The 23,423-nt window shown below is 68.8% G+C and carries 23 protein-coding genes and 2 tRNA genes; 9 read left to right on the plus strand and 16 right to left on the minus strand.

Annotation, left to right across the window (positions count from 1 at the left end):
* Positions 1–16: 16 nt before the first annotated feature.
* Positions 17–766, minus strand: coding sequence for an SDR family NAD(P)-dependent oxidoreductase (locus AC3EF3_RS16210; protein ID WP_488533176.1), 750 nt, complete (start codon positions 764–766; stop codon positions 17–19).
* 111 nt (positions 767–877) lie between these two features.
* On the opposite strand from AC3EF3_RS16210, the gene AC3EF3_RS16215 reads away from it, so the two are divergent.
* On the plus strand, positions 878–1,768 hold the full coding sequence (locus AC3EF3_RS16215; protein ID WP_488533177.1) for a LysR substrate-binding domain-containing protein: 891 nt from the start codon (positions 878–880) through the stop codon (positions 1,766–1,768).
* A 190-nt stretch (positions 1,769–1,958) separates the two neighbouring features.
* On the opposite strand, the gene AC3EF3_RS16220 is transcribed toward AC3EF3_RS16215, so the two are convergent.
* From AC3EF3_RS16220 to AC3EF3_RS16230, 3 genes are all read right to left on the minus strand, one after another.
* Positions 1,959–2,960: an NADP-dependent oxidoreductase gene (locus AC3EF3_RS16220; protein ID WP_488533178.1), complete on the minus strand. Its 1,002-nt coding sequence runs from the start codon at positions 2,958–2,960 to the stop codon at positions 1,959–1,961.
* A gap of 80 nt (positions 2,961–3,040) precedes the next feature.
* Positions 3,041–3,640, minus strand: a complete 600-nt coding sequence (locus AC3EF3_RS16225) for a TetR/AcrR family transcriptional regulator (protein ID WP_488533179.1) — start codon at positions 3,638–3,640, stop codon at positions 3,041–3,043.
* A 165-nt stretch (positions 3,641–3,805) separates the two neighbouring features.
* Positions 3,806–3,882: transfer RNA gene (locus AC3EF3_RS16230), tRNA-Arg, on the minus strand.
* A 107-nt stretch (positions 3,883–3,989) separates the two neighbouring features.
* On the opposite strand from AC3EF3_RS16230, the gene AC3EF3_RS16235 reads away from it, so the two are divergent.
* Positions 3,990–5,219, plus strand: a complete 1,230-nt coding sequence (locus tag AC3EF3_RS16235) for an MFS transporter (RefSeq protein WP_488533180.1) — start codon at positions 3,990–3,992, stop codon at positions 5,217–5,219.
* Between the two features lie 10 nt (positions 5,220–5,229).
* Entirely contained in the window at positions 5,230–5,808 is a 579-nt protein-coding gene (locus AC3EF3_RS16240) for a TetR/AcrR family transcriptional regulator (protein ID WP_488533181.1), read from the plus strand.
* Positions 5,809–5,822: 14 nt separating this feature from the next.
* On the opposite strand, the gene AC3EF3_RS16245 is transcribed toward AC3EF3_RS16240, so the two are convergent.
* The 7 genes from AC3EF3_RS16245 to AC3EF3_RS16275 form a co-directional block, all read right to left on the minus strand.
* Positions 5,823–6,794: a Bug family tripartite tricarboxylate transporter substrate binding protein gene (locus AC3EF3_RS16245; RefSeq protein ID WP_488533182.1), complete on the minus strand. Its 972-nt coding sequence runs from the start codon at positions 6,792–6,794 to the stop codon at positions 5,823–5,825.
* Positions 6,795–6,806: 12 nt separating this feature from the next.
* A complete protein-coding gene (locus AC3EF3_RS16250) occupies positions 6,807–7,712 on the minus strand; it encodes a hydroxymethylglutaryl-CoA lyase (protein WP_488533184.1) in 906 nt (301 codons plus the stop codon).
* Entirely contained in the window at positions 7,709–8,890 is a 1,182-nt protein-coding gene (locus AC3EF3_RS16255) for a CaiB/BaiF CoA transferase family protein (protein ID WP_488533185.1), read from the minus strand. The genes AC3EF3_RS16250 and AC3EF3_RS16255 overlap by 4 nt, the downstream gene beginning before the upstream one ends.
* A gap of 34 nt (positions 8,891–8,924) precedes the next feature.
* A complete protein-coding gene (locus AC3EF3_RS16260; protein WP_488533186.1) occupies positions 8,925–9,866 on the minus strand; it encodes a LysR substrate-binding domain-containing protein in 942 nt (313 codons plus the stop codon).
* On the minus strand, positions 9,863–10,183 hold the full coding sequence (locus AC3EF3_RS16265; protein ID WP_488533187.1) for an Mpo1-like protein: 321 nt from the start codon (positions 10,181–10,183) through the stop codon (positions 9,863–9,865). The genes AC3EF3_RS16260 and AC3EF3_RS16265 overlap by 4 nt, the downstream gene beginning before the upstream one ends.
* Before the next feature lie 79 nt (positions 10,184–10,262).
* Positions 10,263–11,489 carry a GGDEF domain-containing protein gene (locus tag AC3EF3_RS16270; protein ID WP_488533188.1) on the minus strand — a complete coding sequence of 409 codons (1,227 nt, stop codon included), beginning with the start codon at positions 11,487–11,489 and terminating at the stop codon, positions 10,263–10,265.
* 48 nt (positions 11,490–11,537) lie between these two features.
* Positions 11,538–12,002, minus strand: a complete 465-nt coding sequence (locus tag AC3EF3_RS16275; protein WP_488533189.1) for a cupin domain-containing protein — start codon at positions 12,000–12,002, stop codon at positions 11,538–11,540.
* Between the two features lie 174 nt (positions 12,003–12,176).
* On the opposite strand from AC3EF3_RS16275, the gene AC3EF3_RS16280 reads away from it, so the two are divergent.
* Positions 12,177–12,728, plus strand: a complete 552-nt coding sequence (locus AC3EF3_RS16280; protein WP_488533190.1) for a cytochrome b — start codon at positions 12,177–12,179, stop codon at positions 12,726–12,728.
* Positions 12,729–12,739: 11 nt separating this feature from the next.
* Here AC3EF3_RS16280 and AC3EF3_RS16285 read toward each other — a convergent pair.
* A tRNA-Ile gene (locus AC3EF3_RS16285) sits at positions 12,740–12,816 on the minus strand.
* Positions 12,807–13,826 (minus strand): heat-inducible transcriptional repressor HrcA, encoded by a 1,020-nt coding sequence (hrcA, locus tag AC3EF3_RS16290; protein ID WP_488533191.1) that lies wholly within the window; start codon positions 13,824–13,826, stop codon positions 12,807–12,809. The genes AC3EF3_RS16285 and hrcA overlap by 10 nt, the downstream gene beginning before the upstream one ends.
* A gap of 49 nt (positions 13,827–13,875) precedes the next feature.
* On the opposite strand from hrcA, the gene AC3EF3_RS16295 reads away from it, so the two are divergent.
* The 3 genes from AC3EF3_RS16295 to rapZ are packed head-to-tail and all read left to right on the plus strand — an operon-like array spanning position 13,876 to position 17,295.
* Positions 13,876–14,769: an NAD kinase gene (locus tag AC3EF3_RS16295; RefSeq protein ID WP_488533192.1), complete on the plus strand. Its 894-nt coding sequence runs from the start codon at positions 13,876–13,878 to the stop codon at positions 14,767–14,769.
* A 1-nt stretch (position 14,770) separates the two neighbouring features.
* Positions 14,771–16,417 carry a DNA repair protein RecN gene (gene recN, locus AC3EF3_RS16300; protein ID WP_488533193.1) on the plus strand — a complete coding sequence of 549 codons (1,647 nt, stop codon included), beginning with the start codon at positions 14,771–14,773 and terminating at the stop codon, positions 16,415–16,417.
* Positions 16,414–17,295, plus strand: a complete 882-nt coding sequence (gene rapZ, locus AC3EF3_RS16305; RefSeq protein WP_488533194.1) for an RNase adapter RapZ — start codon at positions 16,414–16,416, stop codon at positions 17,293–17,295. The genes recN and rapZ overlap by 4 nt, the downstream gene beginning before the upstream one ends.
* On the opposite strand, the gene mutY is transcribed toward rapZ, so the two are convergent.
* From mutY to mutM, 3 genes are read right to left on the minus strand one after another with little or no spacing between them, the layout of a single operon-like run.
* Positions 17,292–18,326, minus strand: coding sequence for an A/G-specific adenine glycosylase (mutY, locus tag AC3EF3_RS16310; protein WP_488533195.1), 1,035 nt, complete (start codon positions 18,324–18,326; stop codon positions 17,292–17,294). The genes rapZ and mutY overlap by 4 nt on opposite strands.
* The gene (locus tag AC3EF3_RS16315) at positions 18,323–20,290 is read right to left on the minus strand and encodes a dynamin family protein (protein WP_488533196.1); all 1,968 of its coding nucleotides are present in this window, start codon (positions 20,288–20,290) and stop codon (positions 18,323–18,325) included. Before AC3EF3_RS16315 ends, mutY begins: the two co-directional genes overlap by 4 nt.
* A gap of 51 nt (positions 20,291–20,341) precedes the next feature.
* On the minus strand, positions 20,342–21,157 hold the full coding sequence (mutM, locus tag AC3EF3_RS16320) for a bifunctional DNA-formamidopyrimidine glycosylase/DNA-(apurinic or apyrimidinic site) lyase (RefSeq protein WP_488533197.1): 816 nt from the start codon (positions 21,155–21,157) through the stop codon (positions 20,342–20,344).
* Positions 21,158–21,193: 36 nt separating this feature from the next.
* On the opposite strand from mutM, the gene AC3EF3_RS16325 reads away from it, so the two are divergent.
* The gene (locus AC3EF3_RS16325; RefSeq protein ID WP_488533198.1) at positions 21,194–22,921 is read left to right on the plus strand and encodes a tetratricopeptide repeat protein; all 1,728 of its coding nucleotides are present in this window, start codon (positions 21,194–21,196) and stop codon (positions 22,919–22,921) included.
* Entirely contained in the window at positions 22,918–23,421 is a 504-nt protein-coding gene (locus tag AC3EF3_RS16330) for a lipoprotein insertase outer membrane protein LolB (protein WP_488533199.1), read from the plus strand. The genes AC3EF3_RS16325 and AC3EF3_RS16330 overlap by 4 nt, the downstream gene beginning before the upstream one ends.
* The last annotated feature ends 2 nt before the right edge of the window (positions 23,422–23,423 follow it).

Raw genomic sequence — 23,423 nt, forward strand, 5'->3', positions numbered from 1 at the left:
GCGGTCAAATGCGCGGTCAATGGATCAACATGCCGCCGTTGACGTCGAGGGTGATGCCCGTGCAATAAGCCGAGAGGTCGCTCGCGAGGAACACGCAGGCGCCCGCAACGTCGCTCGCGCGGCCGAGGCGCGCGAGCGGGATACCCGAGACGATCCCGGCCTTCTGGCCGTCGTCGAGCTTGCCTTGCGTGATGTCGGTTTCGATCAGGCCGGGCGTGATGCTGTTGACGCGGATGCCGTCGCCGCCGAATTCGCGCGCCATGGCCCTTGCGAGGCCCAGGACGCCGGCCTTTGCGGCGGAGTAATGCGGGCCGCCGAAGATGCCGCCGCCGCGCTGCGCGGAGACCGACGAGATGCAGATGATGGAACCCGCTTGCTGCGTGCGCATCGCAGGCAGCACCGCCTGCGACATGTACAGCGTGCCGCGCAGGCTGACGTCGAGGATGCGGTCGTAGTCGGCCCCCGTGATGTCCAGTGTCTTGACCGGCTGCGTGATGCCTGCGTTGTTCACGAGGATGTCGATGCGGCCGAACCGCTTGAGCACTGCCGCGGCAGCCGCTTCGCACGCGCTCTTGTCGGTCACGTCGGCAACGAGGCCAATGTGGCCCTCGCCCAGCTGGACCGCGGCGGCGGCCGGCTCGGCGCGCGTCAGATCGAGGATCACGACCTTCGCACCCTGCGCGGCCATGTGTCGCGCGGTCGCATAGCCCAGGCCGTTCTTGCCGGCGCCGCCGGTGATCACGGCGACCTTGTCTTTCAGCAGCATTTGCTTGTCTCCTTGGTGTGCTGCGAATGTTCGGCGGCAACGCACAAGACAACAAGCGATTGTTTTTCAGCCTAAGATGACAGTTCGTCATCAAACATCAGGGTCAACCCCATGGCCGCCTTGCCCCCGGTCGTCAACCTCCTCGCTTTCGAAGCCGTGGCGCGCCGCCGCAGCTTTGCTGTCGCCGCCTCCGAACTGCACCTGACGGCATCGGCCGTGAGCCACCAGGTTGCGCGCCTGGAGTCGCACCTGGGCGTGCGGCTGTTCGAGCGAAGTGCGCACGGCGTGCGACTCAGCACGGCGGGCGAGCAGTACCTCGAGCGGGTCGCCGGCGCCCTGTCAGCGATTTCCGCGGCGACGGATGACCTGCGGCAGGGCGTGGCCAACAGCCTCTACGTGCACTGCGCGCCGACAATCGCGAGCCTTTGGCTGATGCCGCGTCTTCGCAGCTTCGCGGAAGCTCACCCCGACATCTCGCTGAACCTCTCCGCGGCCCACACACCGAGCGACTTCGCACTCGGGCAGGCCGACATCGACATCCGCTACGGCGTGCCGCAGTGGGGAGACCTGGTCGTCGAGCCTCTCTTCGAGGAGCGCATCGTGCCACTGGCCAGTCCCGCGTTCATCCGCGAGAAGCGCCTGAAGCGCGTCGAGCAGTTGCAGGACATGCCGCTCATCCAGAGCAACGTGAGCGTCGTGCAGTGGTCGGATTGGTTTGCCAAGTTCACGAGGATGCGCGCGCCCGAACGGTTCGCGTTGCGTTTCGATCGTGCCCAGATGTCGCTCGATGCGGCAACGCAGGGACTGGGCGTCGCGCTTGAGAGTGCCGTGAATGCCGGATTGCACCTGGCCGACGGGAAACTGAAAGCGGTGTTCGGCATGGACAAAGCCGTGCGTGTCAAGGCGCATTTCGTGGTGTACCCGGCAAGACATGCGCGCAGGGCACCCGTGGCGGCGTTTCTCTCATGGATCCACAGCCAGGCATCGAGAACGAAGCAATAGCGCCGGGCAAACGCACAGCGGTCCCAAAGAGGAGGAGGACTTGGATCGTGACATTCAGCCGCAGCGTCGAGTTTTGCGTCGGGTTCCAGGAAGTTGGCGTCGAAACCAGTCGTGGTGTACCCGGGCTCGATGACGCAAACGCGGATGCCGCGCGTGCGCAGTCCATGGTCGAGCGACTCGGTATTGAAGGTCACCTGACCTTGACGACGACCTTGCCCTTGGCACGGCCTGTTTCGACGTAAGCCAGGGCTTCATTGGTTTGCTCGAACGGAAAGACGCGGTCGATCACCGGGCGGATCGCGCTGGCATCAATGAGACCGGAGATTTCTCGCAGCTGGTTCCCGCTCGCCTTCATGAAAAGGAACGAGTAACCGACGCCGAGGTGTTTCGCGTTGCGCCGGACCCTTGCGCTCAACAGCCGCATGACCAGCTGCACGAACCAGGGCGCGCGAATGTCCTTGCCGAACTGCGGATCGGGCGGGCCGGAAATGGAGACGAGCTTGCCGCCGGCCTTGAGCACCCGCAGCGATTTCTCGAGCGTCTTGCCGTCCTGGCTGTTCAGCACGACGTCGTAGTCGTGCAAAACATCCTCGAAGTCCTGCGTCTTGTAGTCGACGACGACGTCCGCGCCAAGGCTTTTCACGAGCGAGGCGTTGGCAGCGCTTGTCGTCGTGGCAACCGTGGCACCCAGGTGCTTGGCCAGCTGGATCGCGAATGTACCGACACCACCCGAGCCCGCCTGGATGAAGACCTTCTGGCCCTCTTTCGGTCCGGCCCTTTCGACCAGCGCTTGCCACGCGGTCAACCCCACCAGCGGGATCGAAGCGGCCTCCTCCATCGTGAGCGTCTTGGGCTTAAGCGCGAGAGACGCTTCCTTCACCGGGACAAATTCGGCGAACGTGCCGATGCGGAAATCGTCCACGCGCGCATAGACCTCGTCGCCGCACTTGAACTGCTGCACGCCTGCGCCGACCTTGACGACCTCGCCCGCGACGTCATGGCCCAGGATGAGCGGCGGCCGATAGGGCAGCAGGAGCTTGAACTCGCCGTCGCGGATTCTCGAGTCCAGCAGGTTCACCCCGGCCGCGTGCACCTGCACGAGGACTTCGCCCTCGCGCAGTTCCGGCACCGGCATCTTCATGCTCTGCAATTCGCGCTTCTTTCCGTAGCGCTGCAAGACAAATGCCTTCATGTGGGCTCCTGGTTGTGGTCATTTCGCATGATGCGCGTCATATAAGCGGACGGGCGAAAACGGCGGTGTGCAAGCATGGTTCAGGCGGGGGCGAGGTACTTCAGCGCCGCTTCGCGAAGGCTGTCCGACAGTGCGGGCTCGTCGACGGCGCGGGCGAGGACCAGCGTCCCCACCATGGCGGCAATGGTGAGGAGCGCGCGCTCGTGGGCGGCTGGCTGCCCCCAGTCGGGCGACTGGCGCGCGACCAGGTCGACCATCGCCTTGATGTGCTGCGTCGTTGCGCGGCGCACTTCGGGTGTCTGACGCACGGTCTCGGAGCCGAGCGCGGCCAGTGGGCATCCGGACTCGACCTGCTCGAGATGTTCACGCGAGAGATAGGTGTGCAGCATCGTCTTCAGCGCTTCCTGGGTGGGCACGCTGGCCACGGCGCCGGACGCGGCGGCGGCCGATTCCGCGCAAGCGCGGCTCGCCGCTTCCGCCAACATGGCATCGCGTGAAGCGAAGTGGGCGTAGAACGCACCGTGAGTCAAACCGGCTTCCTTCATGATGTCCGCGACGCCCGTGCCGGCGTAACCGCTGCGGCGAATCGCTCGAGCGGCCGCCGACACGATGCGCTCATGCGTCGCATCTTTCGCCGCGGCTCGGGCATGGGGCTTGGACTTTTGCATGATGATTATCATACGACATTTTTCGAGCATCCGCAAGCTGATGACGGCGTGCGACGAATCGCGCGGGTTCTCTCGAGCTAGACGACCCAAGACCCCTTGGTGGAAATCCAAGTCGCGCAAAACTCGCGCAAATAGAAAATGGGCTAGCCTCTTTCGAAGCTAACCCATTGATTCAATTGGCGCGGCTGGCAGGATTCGAACCCACGACCCCTTGGTTCGTAGCCAAGTACTCTATCCAACTGAGCTACAGCCGCTGAGCCCGGAATTATAGCAGGCCGGCCGGAGGGGCTCCGTAGACCCGTCCTGCACGGCCGGACATCCCATTATATGATGCTTGACATCTCATCGAGGAGCGCAACCCATGGACATCTCCCGCCCCGCGTGGCGACCCGCCTTGTGGCTCGTGCTGCTCGCCGCGGCCGGAACCTTCGCGCTGACGATGGGGGTGCGCCAGACCATGGGCCTGTTCCTGTCGGCCTTGAATACGTCGACGGGCCTGGGGCTGGGCAGTATCAGCCTGGCCTTCGCGTTCGGGCAGCTGTGGTGGGGCCTCACGCAGCCCTTCGCCGGGGCGATGGCCGACAAGGTCGGGGCGGGGCGGGTGCTGCTCGCGGGCGCGGTGCTGGTCGCCGCCGGCACGATCATCACGCCGCTGATGACGACCACATGGGGCCTGATCCTCGCCATCGGCGTGCTGGCCGCAGGCGGATCGGGCATGGCCGGGCCGGCGGTGCTGATGGCCGCCACCACGCGCCTCATCCCGCAGGACAAGCGCGGGCTCGCGACGGGCATCGTGAACGCCGGCGGCTCTTTCGGGCAGTTCCTGATGGCGCCCATCGCCACGGCGCTGATGGCCAGCCTGGGCTGGGCGGCGGCGATGCAGGTGCTGGGCTTCTTCATCCTGGCCTGCCTGCCCGCGGCATACGTGCTGCGCGGCAATTCGGCCCACGTCGCGCCGGCCGCCGGCGCGACATCGCTGACGACTCGCCAGGCCATCGCGCAGGCCTTCCGTACGCCCAGCTTCGTGCTGCTCGCGGCCGGATTCTTCGTGTGCGGCTTCCACGTCGCCTTCCTCGCCACCCACCTGCCGGGCGTGATCGCGCTGTGCGGCCTGCCCGCGCAGTGGGCCGGCTGGTCGCTCGCGCTGATAGGCCTCTTCAACATCGCGGGCAGCCTCGCGATGGGATGGGCCGTCGGTCGCTGGCGCATGAAGTCGCTGCTGTCCCTGGTGTACGCGGCGCGCGCACTCGCGGTGGTGGCCTTCCTGCTCGCGCCGAAGACGGGGGCCGTCGTGCTGCTGTTCGCGGCTGTCATGGGCTTGACCTATCTCTCCACGGTGCCCCCAACCGCCGGCCTCGTCGCGAAGTTCTTCGGGGTCGCCAACATGGCGACGCTGTTCGGCATCGTGATGCTCAGCCACCAGTTCGGCGGCTTCCTCGGCGCATGGCTGGGCGGGCGTATCTTCGAAGCGACCGGCTCGTACGACTGGGTCTGGTACATCGACGTCGTGCTCGCCGTGGGCGCGGCGCTGGTCCACCTGCCCATCCGCGAAGCGCCCGTGGCGCCCGTGGCGCGGGCAGCCGCGGCCTGACCGGAACGCCATGCGCTACGGACCTGAACACAAGCAGCAGACGCGCGAGAAGGTGCTGCGCTCGGCCGCGCGCGCGCTGCGCCGCGAAGGCCCCGAGAAGGTCGCGGTCGCCGAGGTGATGCGCGCGGCGGGGCTCACGCACGGCGGCTTCTACGCGCACTTCGATTCCAAGGAGGACCTGCTCGCCCATGCCATCGAGGGCATGTTCGACGAGTTGCTGGCCAGTTTCGAAAGGAACGCGGCCGGCAAGCCGCCGCGCGAGGCGCTGCGCGACTACGTGAACCGCTATCTCACGCTCACCCACTGCGAGCGGCGCGACAGCGGCTGCCCCATCGCCGCGCTGGCCACCGACATCCCGCGCATGAACGAGGACGCGCGGCGCGCGTTCGAAACGGGATCGGCACGGCTGGCCAGTGCCATCGCAGGCCTGTTGCGCGAGCTGCACGTCGCCGATGCGGGCGCGGTCGCGACGTCGCTGCTGGCCGAGCTGGTCGGCGCGCTCGTGCTCGCGCGCTGCGCGTCCGACCCGGCCACGGCCGAAAGGCTACTGGAGTCATCGCGCGCGCAGGTGCTCGCACGAGTGGGCTGACGTGCCCGCGGCGCTCAATCCGCCCGGATGTTCGCCACCTTCACGACGCGGTTCCACATGTTGCGCTCGTTCGCGCCCAGCGCGTCGAGCTGCGCCGGGTCCATGGCGATCGCCTTGGCGCCCTGATCCTCCGCCAGCTTGCGGAACTGCTCCGATTGCACGACCTTCGCGATCGCCGCCGAGAGCTTCTGCTGCAAGTCGGCCGGCAGCGCCGCCGGCCCGTAGACCGCGAACCACGACGATGCCACCAGCGACACGCCCGCTTCGGTGGCCGTGGGCACATTGGGCAGCGCGCCCACACGCGTGCGGCCCGTCGTCACCAGCGCCTTGAGCTTGCCGGCGCGGATGTGGCCCAGCAGCGGGGGCGGTGTGGTGATGGTGAAGTCGACGTTGCCCGCGAGCAGGTCGGTCAGCGCGGGGCCGGTGCCGCGGTAGGGGATGTGCGTCGCGAAGGTCCTGGTCAGGTCCTTCATCAACTCGGTCGTCACGTGCTGCAGCGAGCCGTTGCCGCTGGACGCGTAGTTCACCTTGCCCGGATGCGACTTGAGGTAGGCGAGGAACTCCGCGAAGTTCGATGCGGGGAAATTCGCGCGCGTCACCAGCACCTGCGGCGCGTCGATCAGGTGCGCAATGGGCTTGAGGTCCTTGCCCGGATCGAACCCGGACACGGGCTGGATCAGCGGCGTGATGCACTGGTAGCCCGAGTACTGCACGAGCAGCGTGTTGCCGTCGGGAGCGGCGCGCGAAACCAGCTGGCCCGCGATGTTGCCGTTGCCACCGGCGCGGTTGTCCACGATCACCGTCACGCCCAGCGCCTTGCCCAGCGGCTCGGCCAGCATGCGCGCGGCAATGTCGGTGGTGCCGCCGGGCGCGGCGGGCACCACCAGCGTGATGGCCTTGCCTTGCGCCCAGGCCGGCGCGGCCCAAGGGGCGACGGCCGCTGCCGCCGCACCGGCCAGAAGCTGCCGGCGATTCATCGATGTCATGCTTGTCTCCTGTCAGTGAATGGGATGCAGGTCGCGGATGCGCCCTGCCTTGCCGATCTGTCCCGGCACCGCGTGCCCCACGAGGCCCGGCAGCGCACGCGCGAGGTCGATGAGGCGCGCGAGGTCGATCCCCGTGTCATAGCCCATCGCGTCGAGCATGTGCACGGCGTCTTCCGTGGCGATGTTCCCGCTCGCGCCCGGCGCGTAGGGGCAACCGCCGAGCCCGCCGAGCGACGCGTCGAAGCGGGTGATGCCGCTCTCCACCGCGGCCATCAGGTTCGCCAGGCCCATGCCGCGCGTGTCGTGGAAATGGAAGGTGAGCTGCGAGCCGGCGAAACATCGGACGGCCTCTTCCGCCACGCGCCGCACCTGCAGCGGGTGCGCCATGCCGGTCGTGTCGCAGAACGTCAGGCCGCGCACGCCGAGATCGGCGAAGCGATCGGCCCAGGTCATCACCTCGGCCTGCGGCACCTCGCCTTCGAACGGGCAGCCGAAAGCGGTCGAGAGCGACACGTTCACCGGCACGCGCCCTTGCGCGAGACGGATCACTTCGGCCAGCTTGGCGAAACTCTCTTCGCGCGACATGCGCAGGTTGGCGTGGTTGTGCGACTCGGACATCGACATCACGATGTTGAGTTCGTCGGGCCGCACCTCCAGTGCGCGTTCGGCGCCGCGCACGTTCGGCACCAGCACCGTGTACTCCACGCTCGGTACGCGGCCGATGCCCGCCATCACCTGCTCCGCATCCGCGAGCATCGGGATCGCCTTGGCCGAGGTGAACGAGGTCACTTCGACCTTGGCGAAGCCGCATTGCGACAGCGCATCGACCAGCGCGACCTTCTCGGCTGTCGGCACGAAGGCGGGCTCCATCTGCAGGCCATCGCGCGGCGCGACCTCGTTGAAGAAGATGCGCGTCATGCCGCAACCTCGATCCCGGCCGCGGCGAGCACCTCGTGCGTGTCCTGCCCGAGCGACGGCGCGTTGCGGCGATGTGCGCCCGGCGTGACCGAGAGCTTCGGCACGATGCCCGGCACCGCCACGCGCGTGCCGTCGGCCAGCGTGACCTGCTCGATCATGCCGCGCGCCTGGTAGTGCGGATCGGCCGCGATGTCGGCGATCGTGTACACGCGGCCCGCGGGCACCGAAGCGGCGGCGAGCGCGGCTAGCGCTTCGGCCAAACTGCGCCGCCGCGTCCACCCGGCGATCGCGGCATCGAGCTCCGCCACGCGCGCCACGCGGTCCGAATTGCGCGCGAGCTGCGGATCGTTCGCCAGGTCCATGCGGCCGATCAGTTCCATCAGCCGCCGGAAGATGCTGTCGCCGTTGCCCGCGATCAGCACGAAGCCGTCGCTGCACGGGTACGCATTGCTCGGCGCGATGCCGGGCAGCGCGCTGCCGGCCGGCCCGCGCACCGCGCCGAACACGCTGTACTCGGGCAGCAGGCTTTCCATGCAGTTGAACACGGCCTCGTACAGCGCGACGTCGATGACCTGGCCCTGCCCCGTGCGATGGCGGTGCTGCAGCGCGACCAGCACGCCGATCACGCCGTGCAGCGCCGCGAGCGTGTCGCCCAGCGAGATGCCCACGCGCACCGGCACCTCGCCCGGCATGCCGGTCAGATGGCGCAGCCCGCCCATCGCCTCGCCGATCACGCCGAAGCCGGGCCGCTCGCGGTACGGGCCGGTCTGCCCGTACCCGCTGATGCGCAGGATGATCAGGCCGGGGTTCAGCGCCCGCAGTTCGTCCGGGCCCAGGCCCCAGCTTTCCATCTGCCCGGGACGGAAGTTCTCGATCAGCACGTCGGCGTCGGCCGCCAACGTGCGAACGGCCTCCTGCGCCTTGGGGTCCTTCAGGTCGAGCGCGACCGACTTCTTGTTGCGCGACTGCACCTGCCACCACAGCGACGTGCCGTCCTTGAGCAGGCGCCAGTTGCGCAGCGCGTCGCCCGTGCCGGGCGGCTCGATCTTGATCACGTCGGCGCCGAAGTCCCCGAGTGTCTTGCCCGCGAACGGGCCCGCGATGAGCTGGCCAAGCTCGAGGACTTTCAGGCCGGCGAGCGCGGCGGGCCCTTGCGTCTTGTCTGCCGTGTGCGTCATGGCGGCGCAGTGTCCGCCTGCGGGCCGACGCCGTCTATTGCCGTTTGCGGCGCTGTGCCTTCGCATTCGGCGAAGGCTGCGCGAGGAAGCCGGCCAGGGCGCGCACCGCCTCGTCCTGCTGGCCGGCGCGCGTCGCCAGCAGCAGGCGGCGTTTCGCCCACGCCTCGGCCAGGGGGCGCAGCACCAGGGCCATCGTGCGCGCGATCGGCTCGGCCGCCGCCCGCGGCAGCACGGCGACGCCCAGGCCTGCATCGACCAGGTGACACACGGCGTCGAAGCTGCGCACCTGGAACCGCAGCCGCAACGGCCGGTTCGCCGCCAGCGCCGCCTGCTGCAGCTCCAGCAACATGGCGGCGCCGGTGTTCAGGCTGATCCAGTCTTCGTCGAGCAGCTGCGCGAACGACAGCGGCTGGCGCGACTTCGCGAGCCGGTGCGCGCGCGGCAGCACCGCCACCAGCTCGTCTTCGCGAAACAGGCGTGTTTCGATGCCGCGCGCGTCCACGCCTTCCACGAAGATGCCCAGGTCGCTGCGCCCTTCGCGCACGGCGCCGGGCACCATGTCCGACATCTGCTCCTCGAGATCGACCCGCACGCCGGGCTGCAACTTCGCGTACTGCGCGAGCAGCGGCGGCAGGAACTGGTTGATGGCCGCGGTGCTGGCGCAGAGCGACACGTGGCGCGCAACGCCCTGACCGAAATCGCGCAGCTCGCCGCCCAGGCGCTCCGCGGCCTGCAGCAGCGCCAGCCCATGGCGCACGAAGATGTGCCCGGCCGGCGTGAGGATCAGTCCGCGGCGATGGCGCTCGAACAGCGGTGCGCCGAGCGAATCCTCGAGCTCGCGCAAGCGGCGGCTGGCCGCGGCCAGCGCGAGATTGGATGCAGCGGCCGCCGCGGACAGTGACCCGTGCTGCGCGCACGCGACCGCGATGCGGATCGACAGCAGGTCGTAGCGCGCCGGATTGAACGAGGGCGTCAAGCGGCGGCCAGGGTGCCCGAGAACGGCACCTTGCCCGTCAGCATCTGCCACCACATCACCCAGTCGCTGGCGAAGCTCCAGGCCGGGTGGCCGAAGCTGGCCGGCTTGTTCTTCTCGAAGCCGAAGTGGCCGACCCAGGCGAAGCCGTAGCCGATGAACGGCAGCGCGATCAGCAGCCAGCCGTTGCGCGTGGCGATTGCGACCGCGAGCGTGAGCAGCACGAGCGTCGAGCCGATGAAATGCAGCGTGCGGCACACGGGGTTCGCGTGCTGCGTCAGGTAATAGGCGTAGAACTGCCGGAACGAGTCGAACTTCATCGCGGTCTCCTTTCGCGTGCGTCCGTGACCGCGATCTTCGCCGATTCGGCGCGCGATGGCTACTCGACCAGGTGCCGGATCATCCGGTGCGCGGGACCGCCATGCCCGGTACCGGCAGCTCCGCGATCTGCTCGGCGTCGTTGTCGTACCAGGCGATGTTGCTCGCGTAGCCCCAGGCCGAGCGCGACATCGCCCTCGCCTGCGCGATCGCGAGCCGCGGCGGCATCTCGGCCGGCGCCATGAGCAACCCGATGCCGATACGCGCCTCCCAGCTCGCGTTGCTGGTTTCGAGCTGCAGCAATTCGCCGCTCGTGCCGAGCACGACCGGCCGCGACAGGCGGCGCTTGACCCGCAGCGCATGATCGATCAGTTGCTGCGCATCCCGCGGACGGCGCGCCAGCAGCAGGAAGCCGTCATCGGGCACGCGCGCCAGCTCCACCCCCGGCAGCGCCAGCTTGCGCAGCCTCGACGCGCAGACGAACAGCGCATGGTTGTAGGCGGCGCGTCCATGCAACTGCTCGACGACGCCGAGGTTGTCGATCGACACCACGATGACGCCGCAAGGCCGTCCGTCGCTGCCGAACGAATCGCCCACTGCGAGCCCGGTACGCTCGTGCGAAGGCAGCCGCGTGATCGGGTCGAAGTTGGGGCCGTGCGTCATCACGGTGCTGACTTCGATCAGGTAGGCGTAGCGCGACCACATCGCCGCCGCCATGCACAGGAGGTACGCGATGCTGGCGACGGCACTGGCCGCATGCACCTGCCACGGCGTGTCCCGGGGATGCAAGGCGTACCAGTCGAGGCCCGCCAGCGCGACCGACATGCAGGGAAGCGCGGCCAGCGCCAGCCGGCCTTCGCGCTCGCCGCCCCAGGCGCTGCGAAGCGACACGGCCAGCCCCGCTAAGACCATCAGCGATTCCAGCGCCAGGGCGAGCCACAGCGCGTCTTGCGCCGGAAGCAGCCAGCCGACGGCGATCACCGCGCCGGCCAGCGCGGCCAGCACGATGCGGCTGCGCGCGACGCCGGCGGGCGTGCGGAAGGAGTCGAGCAGCATGAACAACATGAGCCCGAGGACGGCTGCCGTGACAGCCGCAACATGCGCCTGCAGCCGCAGCAGCGCATCGCCCTCCGCGAAAGGCACCCACCCGAGGAAGGCCAGCGCATAGGCGGCCGACAGGAAAGCGGACAGCGCCCCGGTGAGCGCCACCCGGCGCGCGGAGCGTGTGAACGCCAGCAGCGCGGCGACGCCGGACAGCGCCACCGCGCCGAAGTAAGCGCCCCAGAACCCCACCGCCAGCATGCTCATCCGTCGAGTATGCCGGTGGCGGGCCCACGGCCGAATCGGGCCGAACGCTTACTTGGCCTTGGTCGGATCGTCCTTGTCGTTCACGTAGGTCAGGTCGAACGGGCCTTCGCCGTGGATCTGGATGACCGCCGGCGTCTTCGCCATCGCGTAGTGCGGCTGCTTGGCGGGGATGGACCCGAAATCGGCGGCCTTCATCGTCTTCATCGCCTTGGCATCGAACTTCTCGCCCATGCCGACCATGAAGCTGCCCGAAATCACCGTGACGTTCTCGGTCTGCGAATGCCAGTGCGGCGCGACCTTGTAGCCCGCGGGCGTCTGCAGGCGCATCACGAACGGGCCGGGCTTGCTCGGATCGCCCTGCAGCACCGCGAGCTTCGCGCCCTTGGGCAGCACCGGCGGTGCATCGCCCCACTTCAGGCCCTCGCCGCCATGGACGGCCCAGGCCGGCGCGGACAAGGACAGGGCCGCAACCGCGGCACAGGACAGCAACGCTTGGGTGGGCAATCGGAACATGGCCATCTCCTCGGCGCGCAAGAGCGATTGATTCCCCACCGGTGGCACGCCGCGCCGGCGAGGCGTGCGGGATTGTCCACCCGCAGCCTGCGTGGCACAACCGCATCGACCGCGCGATACACAGTTTGCCCGGCGTCAACACCGCGGAAGCGGTGTTGACCTAGACTGCAAGCCATGACCGGACGGATCAGCACGAAGAACAGGTACAGCCCCGTCGCCCAGTCCTTGCATTGGCTCACGGCCATCCTCGTGCTGGCCGCGTTCATCTACGGTCCAGGCGGTCCGGAATCGCGCGTCTATTCGGATGCGCGCGAATTCGGGCGGCGGCTGCACGAGACGCTCGGCCTGAGCGTGTTCCTGCTGTCGTTCGTGCGCGTGTGCTGGCGCGCGTTCGACCCGCAGCCCGATCCGCCCGAGATGCCTCGCTGGATGGGCGCGGCGGCGAAGGCCGTCCGGGCGCTGCTCTATGTGCTGTTGTTCCTGGTGCCGCTCACGGCCATTGCCGGCGCATGGCTCGAGGGCCACGCCCTGACGTGGCTGGGCGGAAACATCGGTCCATGGCTGGCGGAATCGCATGCGCTGGGCCAGCAGGTCGCCGGGCTGCACGGCTGGCTGGGTGACGCGATCCTGTGGGTGGCGGGCCTGCATGCCGCCGCCGCCCTGTACCACCACTTCTTGCTGCGCGATGGCGTGTTGCGGGCGATGCTGCCGTCGCGTGACGGCTGACGGCGGGTGACTGGTAGGCCGTGCTGGACTTGAACCAGCGACCAAGGGATTATGAGTCCCCTGCTCTAACCAACTGAGCTAACGGCCCTCGGGGCCCTTATTGTGACTGAGCGCGTTGCTCACCAGCTTGGAGGTGATGTCCACGATCTGGATCATGCGGTCGTAGGGCATGCGGGTGGGGCCGATCACGCCCAGCGTGCCCACGACCTGCCCGTCCACCTGGTAAGGCGCGCTCACGACACTGAGCTCCTCGATCGGCACCACCTGGCTTTCGCCGCCGATGAAGATGCGCACGCCGGCGGCCTGCTCCGAGATGTCCAGCAGCCGCATCAGCTGCGTCTTCTGCTCGAACAGGTCGAAGGCGCGGCGCAGGTGGTTCATGTCGTGGCTGAAATCCGAAACGGCGAGCAGGTTGCGTTCGCCGGAGATCACCACCTCGTCCTGCTCGCGCATCGCCTCGGTGCTGACCTGAACCGCCGCCTGCATCAGGTCGGCGATCTCGCCGCGCAGCTGCTCGACCTCGGTCTTGAGCTTCTCGCGCACCTGCTCGATGGTCATGCCCGCGTAGTTGGCGGTCAGGAAATTCGAGGCCTCGATCAATTGCGACTGCGTGTAGTCGTGCGCGGTGTGCACGACGCGGTTCTGCACGTCGCCCTCGGGCGAGACGATGATCACCAGGTAGCGGCGGTCCGACAGGCGCAGGAATTCGATGTGGCGGAACACGGAGCTGCGGCGTGGCGCCATCACCACGCCGACGAACTGCGACATGTTCGACAGCAGCTGTGCCGCATGGGCGATGACGCGCTGCGGCTGGTCGGGCGGCAGCTGGGGCGCGTGGGCCAGTTCGTCGCGGCGGGCCGTGAGCATGGTGTCCACGAACAGGCGGTAGCCGCGCGCCGTCGGGATGCGGCCCGCCGACGTGTGGGGGCTGGCGATGAGCCCGAGCTCCTCGAGGTCCGCCATCACGTTGCGGATGGTGGCGGGCGAAAGCTCCAGCCCGGAGGCGCGCGACAGGGTGCGCGAACCCACCGGCTGCCCCTCGGCGATGTAGCGCTCGATCAGGGCTTTCAACAACAGCTTGGCACGGTCATCGAGCATGTCGAGCCAATTCTAGCGAGCGCGCCCCTTTTAATGCTCTAATTTCCGAATGAAATGCGTCTTCCGCCAGATCGCCCTGATCGGCAAGTACCACGCCTCGGTGGCGGGGTCCGCCGGTTCGCCGCGCGCGGCGCTGGAGGAGATCGCGCAATTCGTCATGGCGCAAGGCTGCACCGTGGCCCTGGAGCGCGAGACGGCGCTGGCCTCGGGCCTGGCCGGCTACACCGAACTCGACGTCCCCGGCATCGGCACCAACTGCGACCTGGTGCTGGTGGTGGGGGGCGACGGCACGATGCTGGGCATGGGCCGGCAGCTGGCGCGCTACGGCGTGCCGCTGATCGGCATCAACCAGGGGCGGCTGGGCTTCATCACCGACATCCCGCTCGGGGGCTTTCGCGAGGCCCTGGGCCCCATGCTGGCCGGCCAGTTCGAGGAGGACCACCGCAGCATCATGCAGGCGCGCGTGATGCGCGGCACCGACTGCGTGTTCGAGGCCACGGCGATGAACGACGTGGTCGTCAACCGCGGCGCCACCTCGGGGATGGTGGAGCTTCGCGTGGAGGTCGACGGCCACTTCGTCGCCAACCAGCGCGCCGACGGCCTGATCGTCGCGTCGCCCACCGGCTCGACGGCGTATGCCCTGTCCGCCGGCGGCCCGCTGCTGCATCCGTCCACCCCGGGCTGGGTGCTGGTGCCGATCGCGCCGCACACGCTGTCCAACCGGCCCATCGTCCTGCCCGATGCGTCGGAGGTCACGATCGAGCTGGTGTCCGGCCGCGACGCCAGCGCCAATTTCGACATGCAGTCGCTGGCGTCGCTCTTGCACGGCGACCGGATCACGGTGAAGAGGTCACAGCATCGCGTGCGATTCCTTCACCCGCGCGGCTGGACCTACTTCGATACCTTGCGCAAGAAGCTTCATTGGAACGAGGGGCACTCCTGATATGTTGAGGCGGATCGCTTTGCGCGATTTCGTGATCGTGCGCGAGCTCGAACTGGAGCTCGCTGGCGGCTTTTCCGTGCTGACGGGCGAGACCGGCGCGGGCAAGTCCATCCTGGTCGATGCGCTGCAGCTCGCGCTGGGCGCGCGAGCCGACAGCAGCGTCGTGCGCGAAGGCGCGGCGCGCGCGGAGATCACGGCGGAATTCGACCTGCCGGCCGCGCTCGTGCCGTGGCTGCAAGAGGCCGGGTTCGAGCGGGAAGACGCACTGCTGCTGAGGCGCAGCATCGACAACCAGGGCAAGAGCCGCGCCTGGATCAACGGCAGCCCGGCGACGGCGACGCAGCTGCGCGAGCTGGCGGACAGCCTGGTCGACATCCATGGCCAGCACGCCTGGCAAAGCCTCACGCGCGCCGATGCCGTGCGCGAGCTGCTGGACGGCTACGCCGCTGTCGACGTCCAGCCCGTGCGCGATGCGTGGCAGAAGTGGCGCGCCGCGCAGAAGACCTTGGCCGATGCCCGCGCCGCGCAGGAGACGCTGTCGCGCGAGCGCGAGCGGCTCGCCTGGCAGATCGGCGAACTCGACAAGCTGGCCCCCGGCACCGACGAGTGGGACGAGCTCAATGGCAGCCACACGCGGCTCGCGAACGCGCAATCGCTGATCGAGGCGGCGCAAGGCGCGATCGAGGCGATGGAAGGCGAGGAAGGCAGTGCGTCGCGCGCGCTGGCGCAGGCGCAGTCGCTGCTGTCGGCGCAGGAGCATGTCGAGCCGCAGTTCCGCGAGATCGCGGAAGTCCTCGCCTCCAGCCTCGCGCAGGTCGAAGACGCGGCGCACACCTTGCACGCCTACCTGCGCAAGACCGAGCTTGATCCGCAACGGCTCGCGCAGCTGGACGAGCGCATGTCGCTGTGGATGTCGCTGGCGCGGCGGTATCGGCGCACGCCGCCCGAGCTGCCGTCGCTGCTCGCGTCGTGGAAGGAAGAACTCGCCAGGCTCGATGCGGCCGCGGACCTCGCGGCGCTGGAGCAGGCAGACAAGCAGGCGCAGGCGGCCTACCTCGCGGCCGCACGTTCCATCTCGAAAGCCCGCACCAAGGCGGCGCCGCAATTGGCCAAGGCCGTGACCGCGGCGATGCAGGGCCTGGGCATGCAGGGTGGCCGTTTCGAAGTCCAATTGCAGACACTCGCCGAGCCGCAGCAGAGCGGCCTGGAGGAGGTGGCGTTCCTCGTCGCCGGCCATGCCGGCAGCACGCCGCGACCGGTGGGCAAGGTCGCTTCCGGCGGCGAGCTGTCGCGTATCGCGCTGGCGATCGCCGTGACCACCAGCCGCCTGGGCACGGCGCAGACCCTGATCTTCGACGAGGTCGATGCCGGTGTCGGCGGCGCCGTCGCGGAGACAGTGGGTCGCCTGATGAAGCAGCTGGGGCGCGACAGGCAGGTCCTGGCCGTGACGCACCTGCCGCAGGTCGCCGCCTGTGCGGACCACCACCTCGTCGTGGCCAAGCAGAGCGATGCGAAAGGCCCGGCCAGCAGCGTGACCGGCGTGCTGGGCGAGCATCGCGTCGCCGAGATCGCGCGCATGCTGGGCGGCGAGCGCCTGTCGGGCACCACGCTCGCGCACGCGAAGGAAATGCTCTCGGGGGCAGGATGAGCCTCGAGCTCGTGCTCATCACCGGCATGTCGGGCTCCGGCAAGTCGGTGGCACTGCGTGCGCTGGAGGATGCCGGCTATTACTGCGTCGACAACCTCCCGCCGGAGCTGCTGCGGGACTTCGTCGCGCTGGAGAAGCGGAACAACGCCGACCGCGTCGCGATTGCGATGGACGTACGCAGCGCGACGTCGCTGCCGCTGGTGCCGCAGCAGCTGCGCGAGCTCGCGGCGCAGGGCGTGAGCATCCGTTCGCTGTTCCTGGATGCGACGACGGACACGCTGGTGCGCCGCTTTTCCGAGACGCGGCGGCGGCACCCGCTGTCGGGCCAGGGCCAGGAAGACGTCGCCCGCAACTTCGACCAGCAGCATGCGCTGGTGGATGCGATCGAGCTCGAGCGCGAGCTGCTGTCGGACCTGCGCGAGCAGGCGCACGTGATCGACACCAGCATGATCCGCAATTCGCAGCTGCAGGCGCACGTGAAGTCGCTGCTGTCGGCGCCGGCCTCGCGCCTGACGCTGGTGTTCGAATCCTTCGCCTTCAAGCGCGGCATCCCGGTCGATGCGGATTTCGTGTTCGACGTGCGCATGCTGCCCAACCCGCATTACGAGCCGCAGCTCAAGGACCTCACCGGCCGCGACGCTCCCGTCGTGCAGTACCTCGAACAGCACGAGGAGGTCGGTCAGATGTACCGGCACATCGAGCAGTTCATCGCGCAGTGGCTCGAGCCGCTCGCGCGGGATCACCGCAGCTACGTCACCGTGGCGATCGGCTGCACCGGCGGGCAGCACCGTTCCGTGTATCTCGTCGAGCGGTTGGCCGCGGCGTTCGGGCCGAAGTGGGTGACGCTGAAGCGCCACCGGGAGCTGGACGCGATCTAGGCTTCCAGCAGCCTGCGAATCGGCGCGGGCAGGCCGAGCCCGGGCCAGGCGCCCGCCTCGATCCACTCCCCCGCGATCGGCAATCGCTGCCTGCGCGTCAACCGCAGTCCCACGGGGTGCAGGTGCAAATCCTTGTGCGTGAGCACGTGCACGAACGCAGGCTCTTCGCGCAGCTCGAGCTTCGATGGCGCCGCCGCTTCCAGGGCTTCGCGGCTGTCGAACGCCGGCAGGCAGTACAGGCCGGCCCACACGCCCGATGACGGGCGCTTCTGCAGCCACACGGCGCCGTCGCGGTCCTGCGCGCGCAACAGCCAGAGCGACTGCGCCGTGCGCTTCAGTTTGCGCGTCTTCACGGGATATTTCACCGGGTCGCCTTCGCGGTGCGCCCTGCACAGGTCCGCCACGGGGCAGAGAAGGCACGAGGGATTCCTCGCCAGGCACACCGTCGCGCCAAGATCCATCAGCCCTTGCGTGTAGCTGGGCATCGTCGCGGCGAGATCGCGCCTGGGCAGCAGCGCCTGCGCGTGTGACCACAGTTCACGCTCGTTCGCGCTGCTCGCCAGGTCGCCGTCGAACGCCAGCACGCGCGAGAGCACGCGCTTGACGTTGCCGTCGAGGATGGCCGCACGTTCGCCGAAGCAGAAGGCGGCGATCGCCGCCGCCGTGGAGCGGCCGATGCCGGGCAGCGTCTCGAGTTGCGCCGCGGTGCGCGGGAACTCGCCGCCGAAGCGCGCCACCACCTCCTGCGCGCAGCGGTGCAGGTTGCGCGCGCGGCTGTAGTAGCCGAGGCCGCTCCACAGCGACAGCACCTCGTCCTCGCTCGCGCGCGCCAGCGCCCGCACGTCGGCAAAACGTTCGAGGAAGCGCCCGTAGTAGTCCAGCACCGTCGCCACCTGCGTCTGCTGCAGCATGATCTCCGACAGCCACACGCGGTACGGATCGCGCGTCGCCTGCCACGGCAGGTGGCTGCGGCCATGGCTTTGCTGCCAGCGCACGATGCGGCCGGCGAATCCCGCGACGAGTGCGGTCATGCGGTCTTGCGGAGGGGCTCGAGAGGCGCCGGTTGCGTGACCGGTTCCGGCGTCTGCACCAGGTGGTCGGTGAGCTCGGTGAGCTTGGCGTCGAGCTCGTTCAGCGCGGCTTCCTGCAGGCCGATTTCCCCGATGCGCTCGTCCAGGCCGCTGGCGGCCTGCTGGATGCGCTCGATGGCCTCCAGCCGGCGCGTGAAGTTGCGGCGGCGCTCACGCAGCTGCGCATCGAGCTGGGCGGCCGCGGACTTGTTCCACAGCTCCACTTCGCCGAGCGCCGATTCGTACACCACGCGCAAGCGCGTCGCGAGCGCGCGCACCAGCCGGTCCGCGAACTCGGGCTGGGCGAGGCGGAAAGCGTTGGTCACGCCCAGGTACTGCATGTGGCTGCGTTCGACCAGGTCGAGGTCGCGCTCGTAGCGCGCGAGTTCGGGCTCGCGCGGCGCCTGCAGCGAGAAGCCGTATTCGGCATTGAGCTGGCGGAAGGTGCCCGTGAGCATGGACTGGATCTCGGCGCTCATGGCTTGCGCCTTCTGCAGCCCCGTGCGCAGCCGCTCGAAGGTCGCGGCGTAGGCCTTGCGCACGCCCAGCTTGATTCCGGGCTGGCGCAGCGCCTTCGTCAGCTCCGCCATCTCGGCCTTCATCGTCGATGTGCCGAGCAGCGCGAACACGTCGCGCAGCAGCTTCGTGTGCACCGAGCGCACGGCGTGGATGCGCGCGCCGCTCGCGTCGAAATCGCGCTGTTCCTGCTGGATGCGCGAGCGCATGTGCCGGATGACCGCCAGGTTCTTGCCGCGCAGGCCCTTCAGCTCGAGCAACTGTTCGGCCAGGTCGCGGCGGCGGATATGGATCGAACGCCCGGCCTCGGCGCGCAGTTCCCCGACGCCCGTGGCGACGGCCGCGCGCAGGATGTCCTGCCGCTGGCCCAGAACGCCATGGCCGAGCGCGTGCTCGAGCACCGGCAGCTGGCTTTTCCGCAGCAGCTCGGCATCGTGGGTGACTTTGGCGAGCAGGCCCTTCTGCGCCGACACCGGGATCACCTGGCCGGGGTGCAGGCCCAGCACTTCCGCCGAGGTCGCACGCTGGCGCTCGATCTGCGCCTCGATCTGATCCGGCGTGGACAGCTGGTCCCACATCGTGTCGATCTTGTTCAGGACGACCAGGCGCGAATCGACGTTCTCGGTCTCCGCGACCAGGTGCTCGCGCCAGATCGCGAGGTCCGACTTCGTCACGCCCGTGTCGGCCGCGAGGATGAACACCACCGCATGGGCCTGCGGGATCAGGTTCACCGTCAGTTCCGGCTCGGCGCCGATGGCGTTGAGGCCCGGCGTGTCGAGGATCACCAGCCCCTGCTTGAGCAGCGGGTGCGCGATGTTGATCAGCGCGTGACGCCAGCGCGGGATTTCCACCTGGCCGTCCGCGCCGACCATCGGGTTGTCCTCGGGCCGGTCGTCGTGCCAGAAGCCGAGCGCCTTCGCTTCGTCCTTGCCCACGTGGCGCACTTCGGAGACCTTCTCGAAGGCCTGCGCGAGCTGCGCCGGGTCGTTCACGTCCAGGTCGATGCGGGTCCACTTGTCCGGCACGGCGCGCCATTCCATCAGCGGCTGCGGCTGCAGGCGCGTCTCGATCGGCAACAGGCGCAGGCAGGGCGGCACGTCGGGGTCGTAGCCCAGCTCGGTCGGACACATCGTCGTGCGGCCCGCGCTGGCCGGCATGATGCGCCGCTTGTAGCCGGCGAAGAAGATCGAATTGATCAGCTCGGACTTGCCGCGCGAGAACTCGGCGACGAAGGCGACCATCACCTTGTCGGAGCGGATCTGCGTTTCGAGCCGCTTGAGGCGCTCTTCGACGGCGGAATCGAGGAGCTCGTGATCCTTCAGCCATTCGGACAGCAGCTTCAGGCGCAAGGCGAACTCGCGCCGCCACGCGCCGTGGCGGTCGAACTGGTCGTTGAAGGAAGTGGCCACTACTGCAAAGTCCCTAGCTGAACAATATAGCACCCAGCCCCAGTGGACTGCTCAGGATTTCTGGCAATGCGGGCAGTAATACGTTGCGCGCTGGCCCTGGCGGATGCTTTTGATGCGCGTGCCACACACCCGGCAGGGTTCGCCGGCGCGGTCGTACACCATCGCTTCGAGCTGGAAATAGCCCGTCTCGCCCCGCGCGTTGGAAAAATCCCGCAGCGTGCTGCCGCCCTTGTCCACGGCCCGCGTCAGCACGTCGCGGATCGCCTGCCGCAGCTTTTCCGCCCGCGGCCGGCTGATGCGCGCGGCCGGCAGCGTGGGACGGATCCCCGCGAGAAAGAGCGCCTCGGAGGCGTAGATGTTCCCGACGCCGACCACCACGTCGCCCGCGAGCAGCACCTGCTTGATCGGCGCCTGGCGGCGCTTCAGTTGCGCATGGAAGCTGGCGGTGTCGAACTCGTGCGTGAGCGGCTCCACGCCCAGGCCGCCCAGCAGCTTCGCGCCTTCGGGCGATTCCTCGCGCGGGGCATAGACCACCGCCCCGAAGCGGCGCGGATCGTTCAGGCGAAGGGTGCCTTGCGTGGTGACGAGGTCGAAGTGGTCGTGCGTGCCGGCCGCGGGCTGCGTAGTCGCGAAGCTGAGGCTGCCCGACATGCCCAGGTGCAGCAGCAGCAGCCCGTGGTCCAGGTCCACGAGCAGCCACTTGCCGCGCCGGCGCACGCCGCGCACCACGCGCCCGACCAGCGTCTCGGGCTCGATCCCGAGCGGCCAGCGCAGCGGCTTGCCGCTGCGCACGGCCTCGATCCGCGCCCCGGCGATCCGGTCGGCAAAGCTGCGGCGGGTGACTTCGACTTCGGGCAGTTCGGGCATGGCACTGCGTTGACGGCGCTGCATTATCATGGGTCGATGAAGCGTTTCCCCCTGGCCGCGCTGGCGTTCGCGCTGCTTGCCGCAGGCGCCGGCGCCTGCGCGGCCGAAGACACCCCCGATCCCGTCCCCCCGCCATCCGCCCTCGACGCGCAGCTGTTCTACGAACTGCTCGTCGGCGAGATGAGCGCCACGGAGGGCGAATCCGCCACCGGCGTGGGGCTCCTGCTCGATGCCGCGCGCAAGACGGGCGACCCGGCGCTGTACCAGCGCGCCGTCGAACTCGCCCTGCAGGCCCGCTCGGGCGATGCGGCGCTGCAGGCCGCGCGCGCGTGGAAGCAGGCCTTCCCGCAGTCGCAGGAGGCCAACCGCTTCGTGCTGCAGATCCTCGTGCTGCTCAATCGCCTGCCGGAATCGGCGGAACCGCTGCGGGCCGCCATCCAGCTGACGCCGGCGGGCGAGCGCAACGCGGTGCTCGTGAGCGTGCCGCGCCTGTATGCGCGCGCGGTCGATCGCAAGGCCGCCGCCGCCGTCGTTGAACAAGCGTTGTCCGACGCGCTGCAGAACAAGGACACCGCCGCTGCGGCCTGGACGGCCGTGGGGCGCCTGCGCCTGCTGGCCGGCAACCCCGCAGGCGCCGGGGACGCGGTGAAGCGCGCGCAGGCGGTCGATCCGCAAGCCCAAGGCCCGGCCCTGCTGGCGCTCGAGATGGTCGACGCCAAACAGCCGGAGGCCGAAGCGCTGTTCAAGCAGTACCTCGCGGGCAAGCCGCTTCCCGAACTGCGCATGGCCTACGCGCGGGTGCTGGTCGACAGCCAGCGCTACGCCGAGGCGGCGGACCAGGTGAAGGCCGTGACGTCGCAACGACCGGATTACCCCGAGGCCTGGCTGGTCCAGGGCACGCTGCAGCTCCAGGACAACCAGGATGCGGCGGCCGAGGCATCGCTCAAGCGCTACCTGGAACTGGCCAGGGCGCAGGGCCCCACCGACGAGCGTCGCACCGGCGAAGCGCAGGCCTATTTGTCGCTGTCGCGCCTGGCGGAAAAGCGCAAGGACTACACGCTGGCCAACGCCTGGCTGGACAAGATCCAGGATCCGCAGGACCTCGTCGCCGCGCAGCAGCGTCGCGCCTCCATCCTCGCCCGCCAGGGCAAGGTGGAGGAAGGCCGCAAGCTGATCCACGCGCTGCCCGAGCGCGAGCCCGGCGACGCTCGCATCAAGATGCTGGCCGAAGTGCAGCTGCTTCGCGACAGCAAACAGTACAAGGCCGCCTTCGACGTGCTTTCGCAGGCCAATGCCAAGGAACCGTTCGATGCGGACCTGGTGTACGACCAGGCCATGATCGCCGAGAAGATGGGCAACCTGCCGGAGATGGAACGGCTGCTGCGCAAGGTGATCGCCGCCAAGCCGGATTACCACCACGCGTACAACGCGCTCGGCTATTCGTTCGCCGAACGCAACATGCGCCTGCCGGAGGCGAAGGAGCTGATCCAGAAGGCGCTGAGCTTCGCGCCGGACGACCCGTTCATCAGCGACAGCCTGGGCTGGGTCGAATTCCGCATGGGCAACAAGGCGGAAGCCCTGCGCATCCTCGAGAGTGCGTACAAGGCCCGGCCGGACGCCGACATTGCCGCCCACCTGGGCGAAGTGTTGTGGAGCATGGGCCAGCAGGGACGCGCGCAGTCGATCTGGAAAGAGGGGCTGCTGCTGAACGGCGATAACGAGGCGCTGCAGGCAACCCTCAGGCGCCTGCACGTCAAGCTATGAAGCCGGTGCGCTGGTGGACCGCCGTGCTGGCGGTGCTCCTCGTCGCCAGCTTGTTGGCCGCTTGCGCGACGCCGCCGCGACCCGCCGCGCCTGCCGATGCGGTGCTCGGTCCGTGGGTCGGCCGCCTGGCCGTGCAGGTCCCGGACAAGCCCGAGGGATCGTTCTCCGCGGCCTTCGAACTCAGCGGCAGCGCCAGGCGGGGCGAACTCTCGCTCTTTTCACCGTTGGGCGGCACGCTGGGCGTGCTGCACTGGGAGCCGGGCAAGGCCGTGGCGCGGTGGGGATCGCGCACGCAGGAATACAGCTCGGTCGAGGAGCTCACGACGCAAGTCGGGGGCGCACCGGTGCCCGTCGCCGCCCTCTTCGACTGGCTGCGTGGCATCGACACGGCCGTTCCCGGCTGGAAGGCCGACCTGTCGCAGCTGTCGCAGGGGCGGATCAGCGCGAAGCGGTTCGATCCTCCACCCGAGGCCGACCTGAAGGTCATCCTGGAGCGCTGAGC

The organism is Ramlibacter sp. GS1-15 (assembly GCF_057785015.1).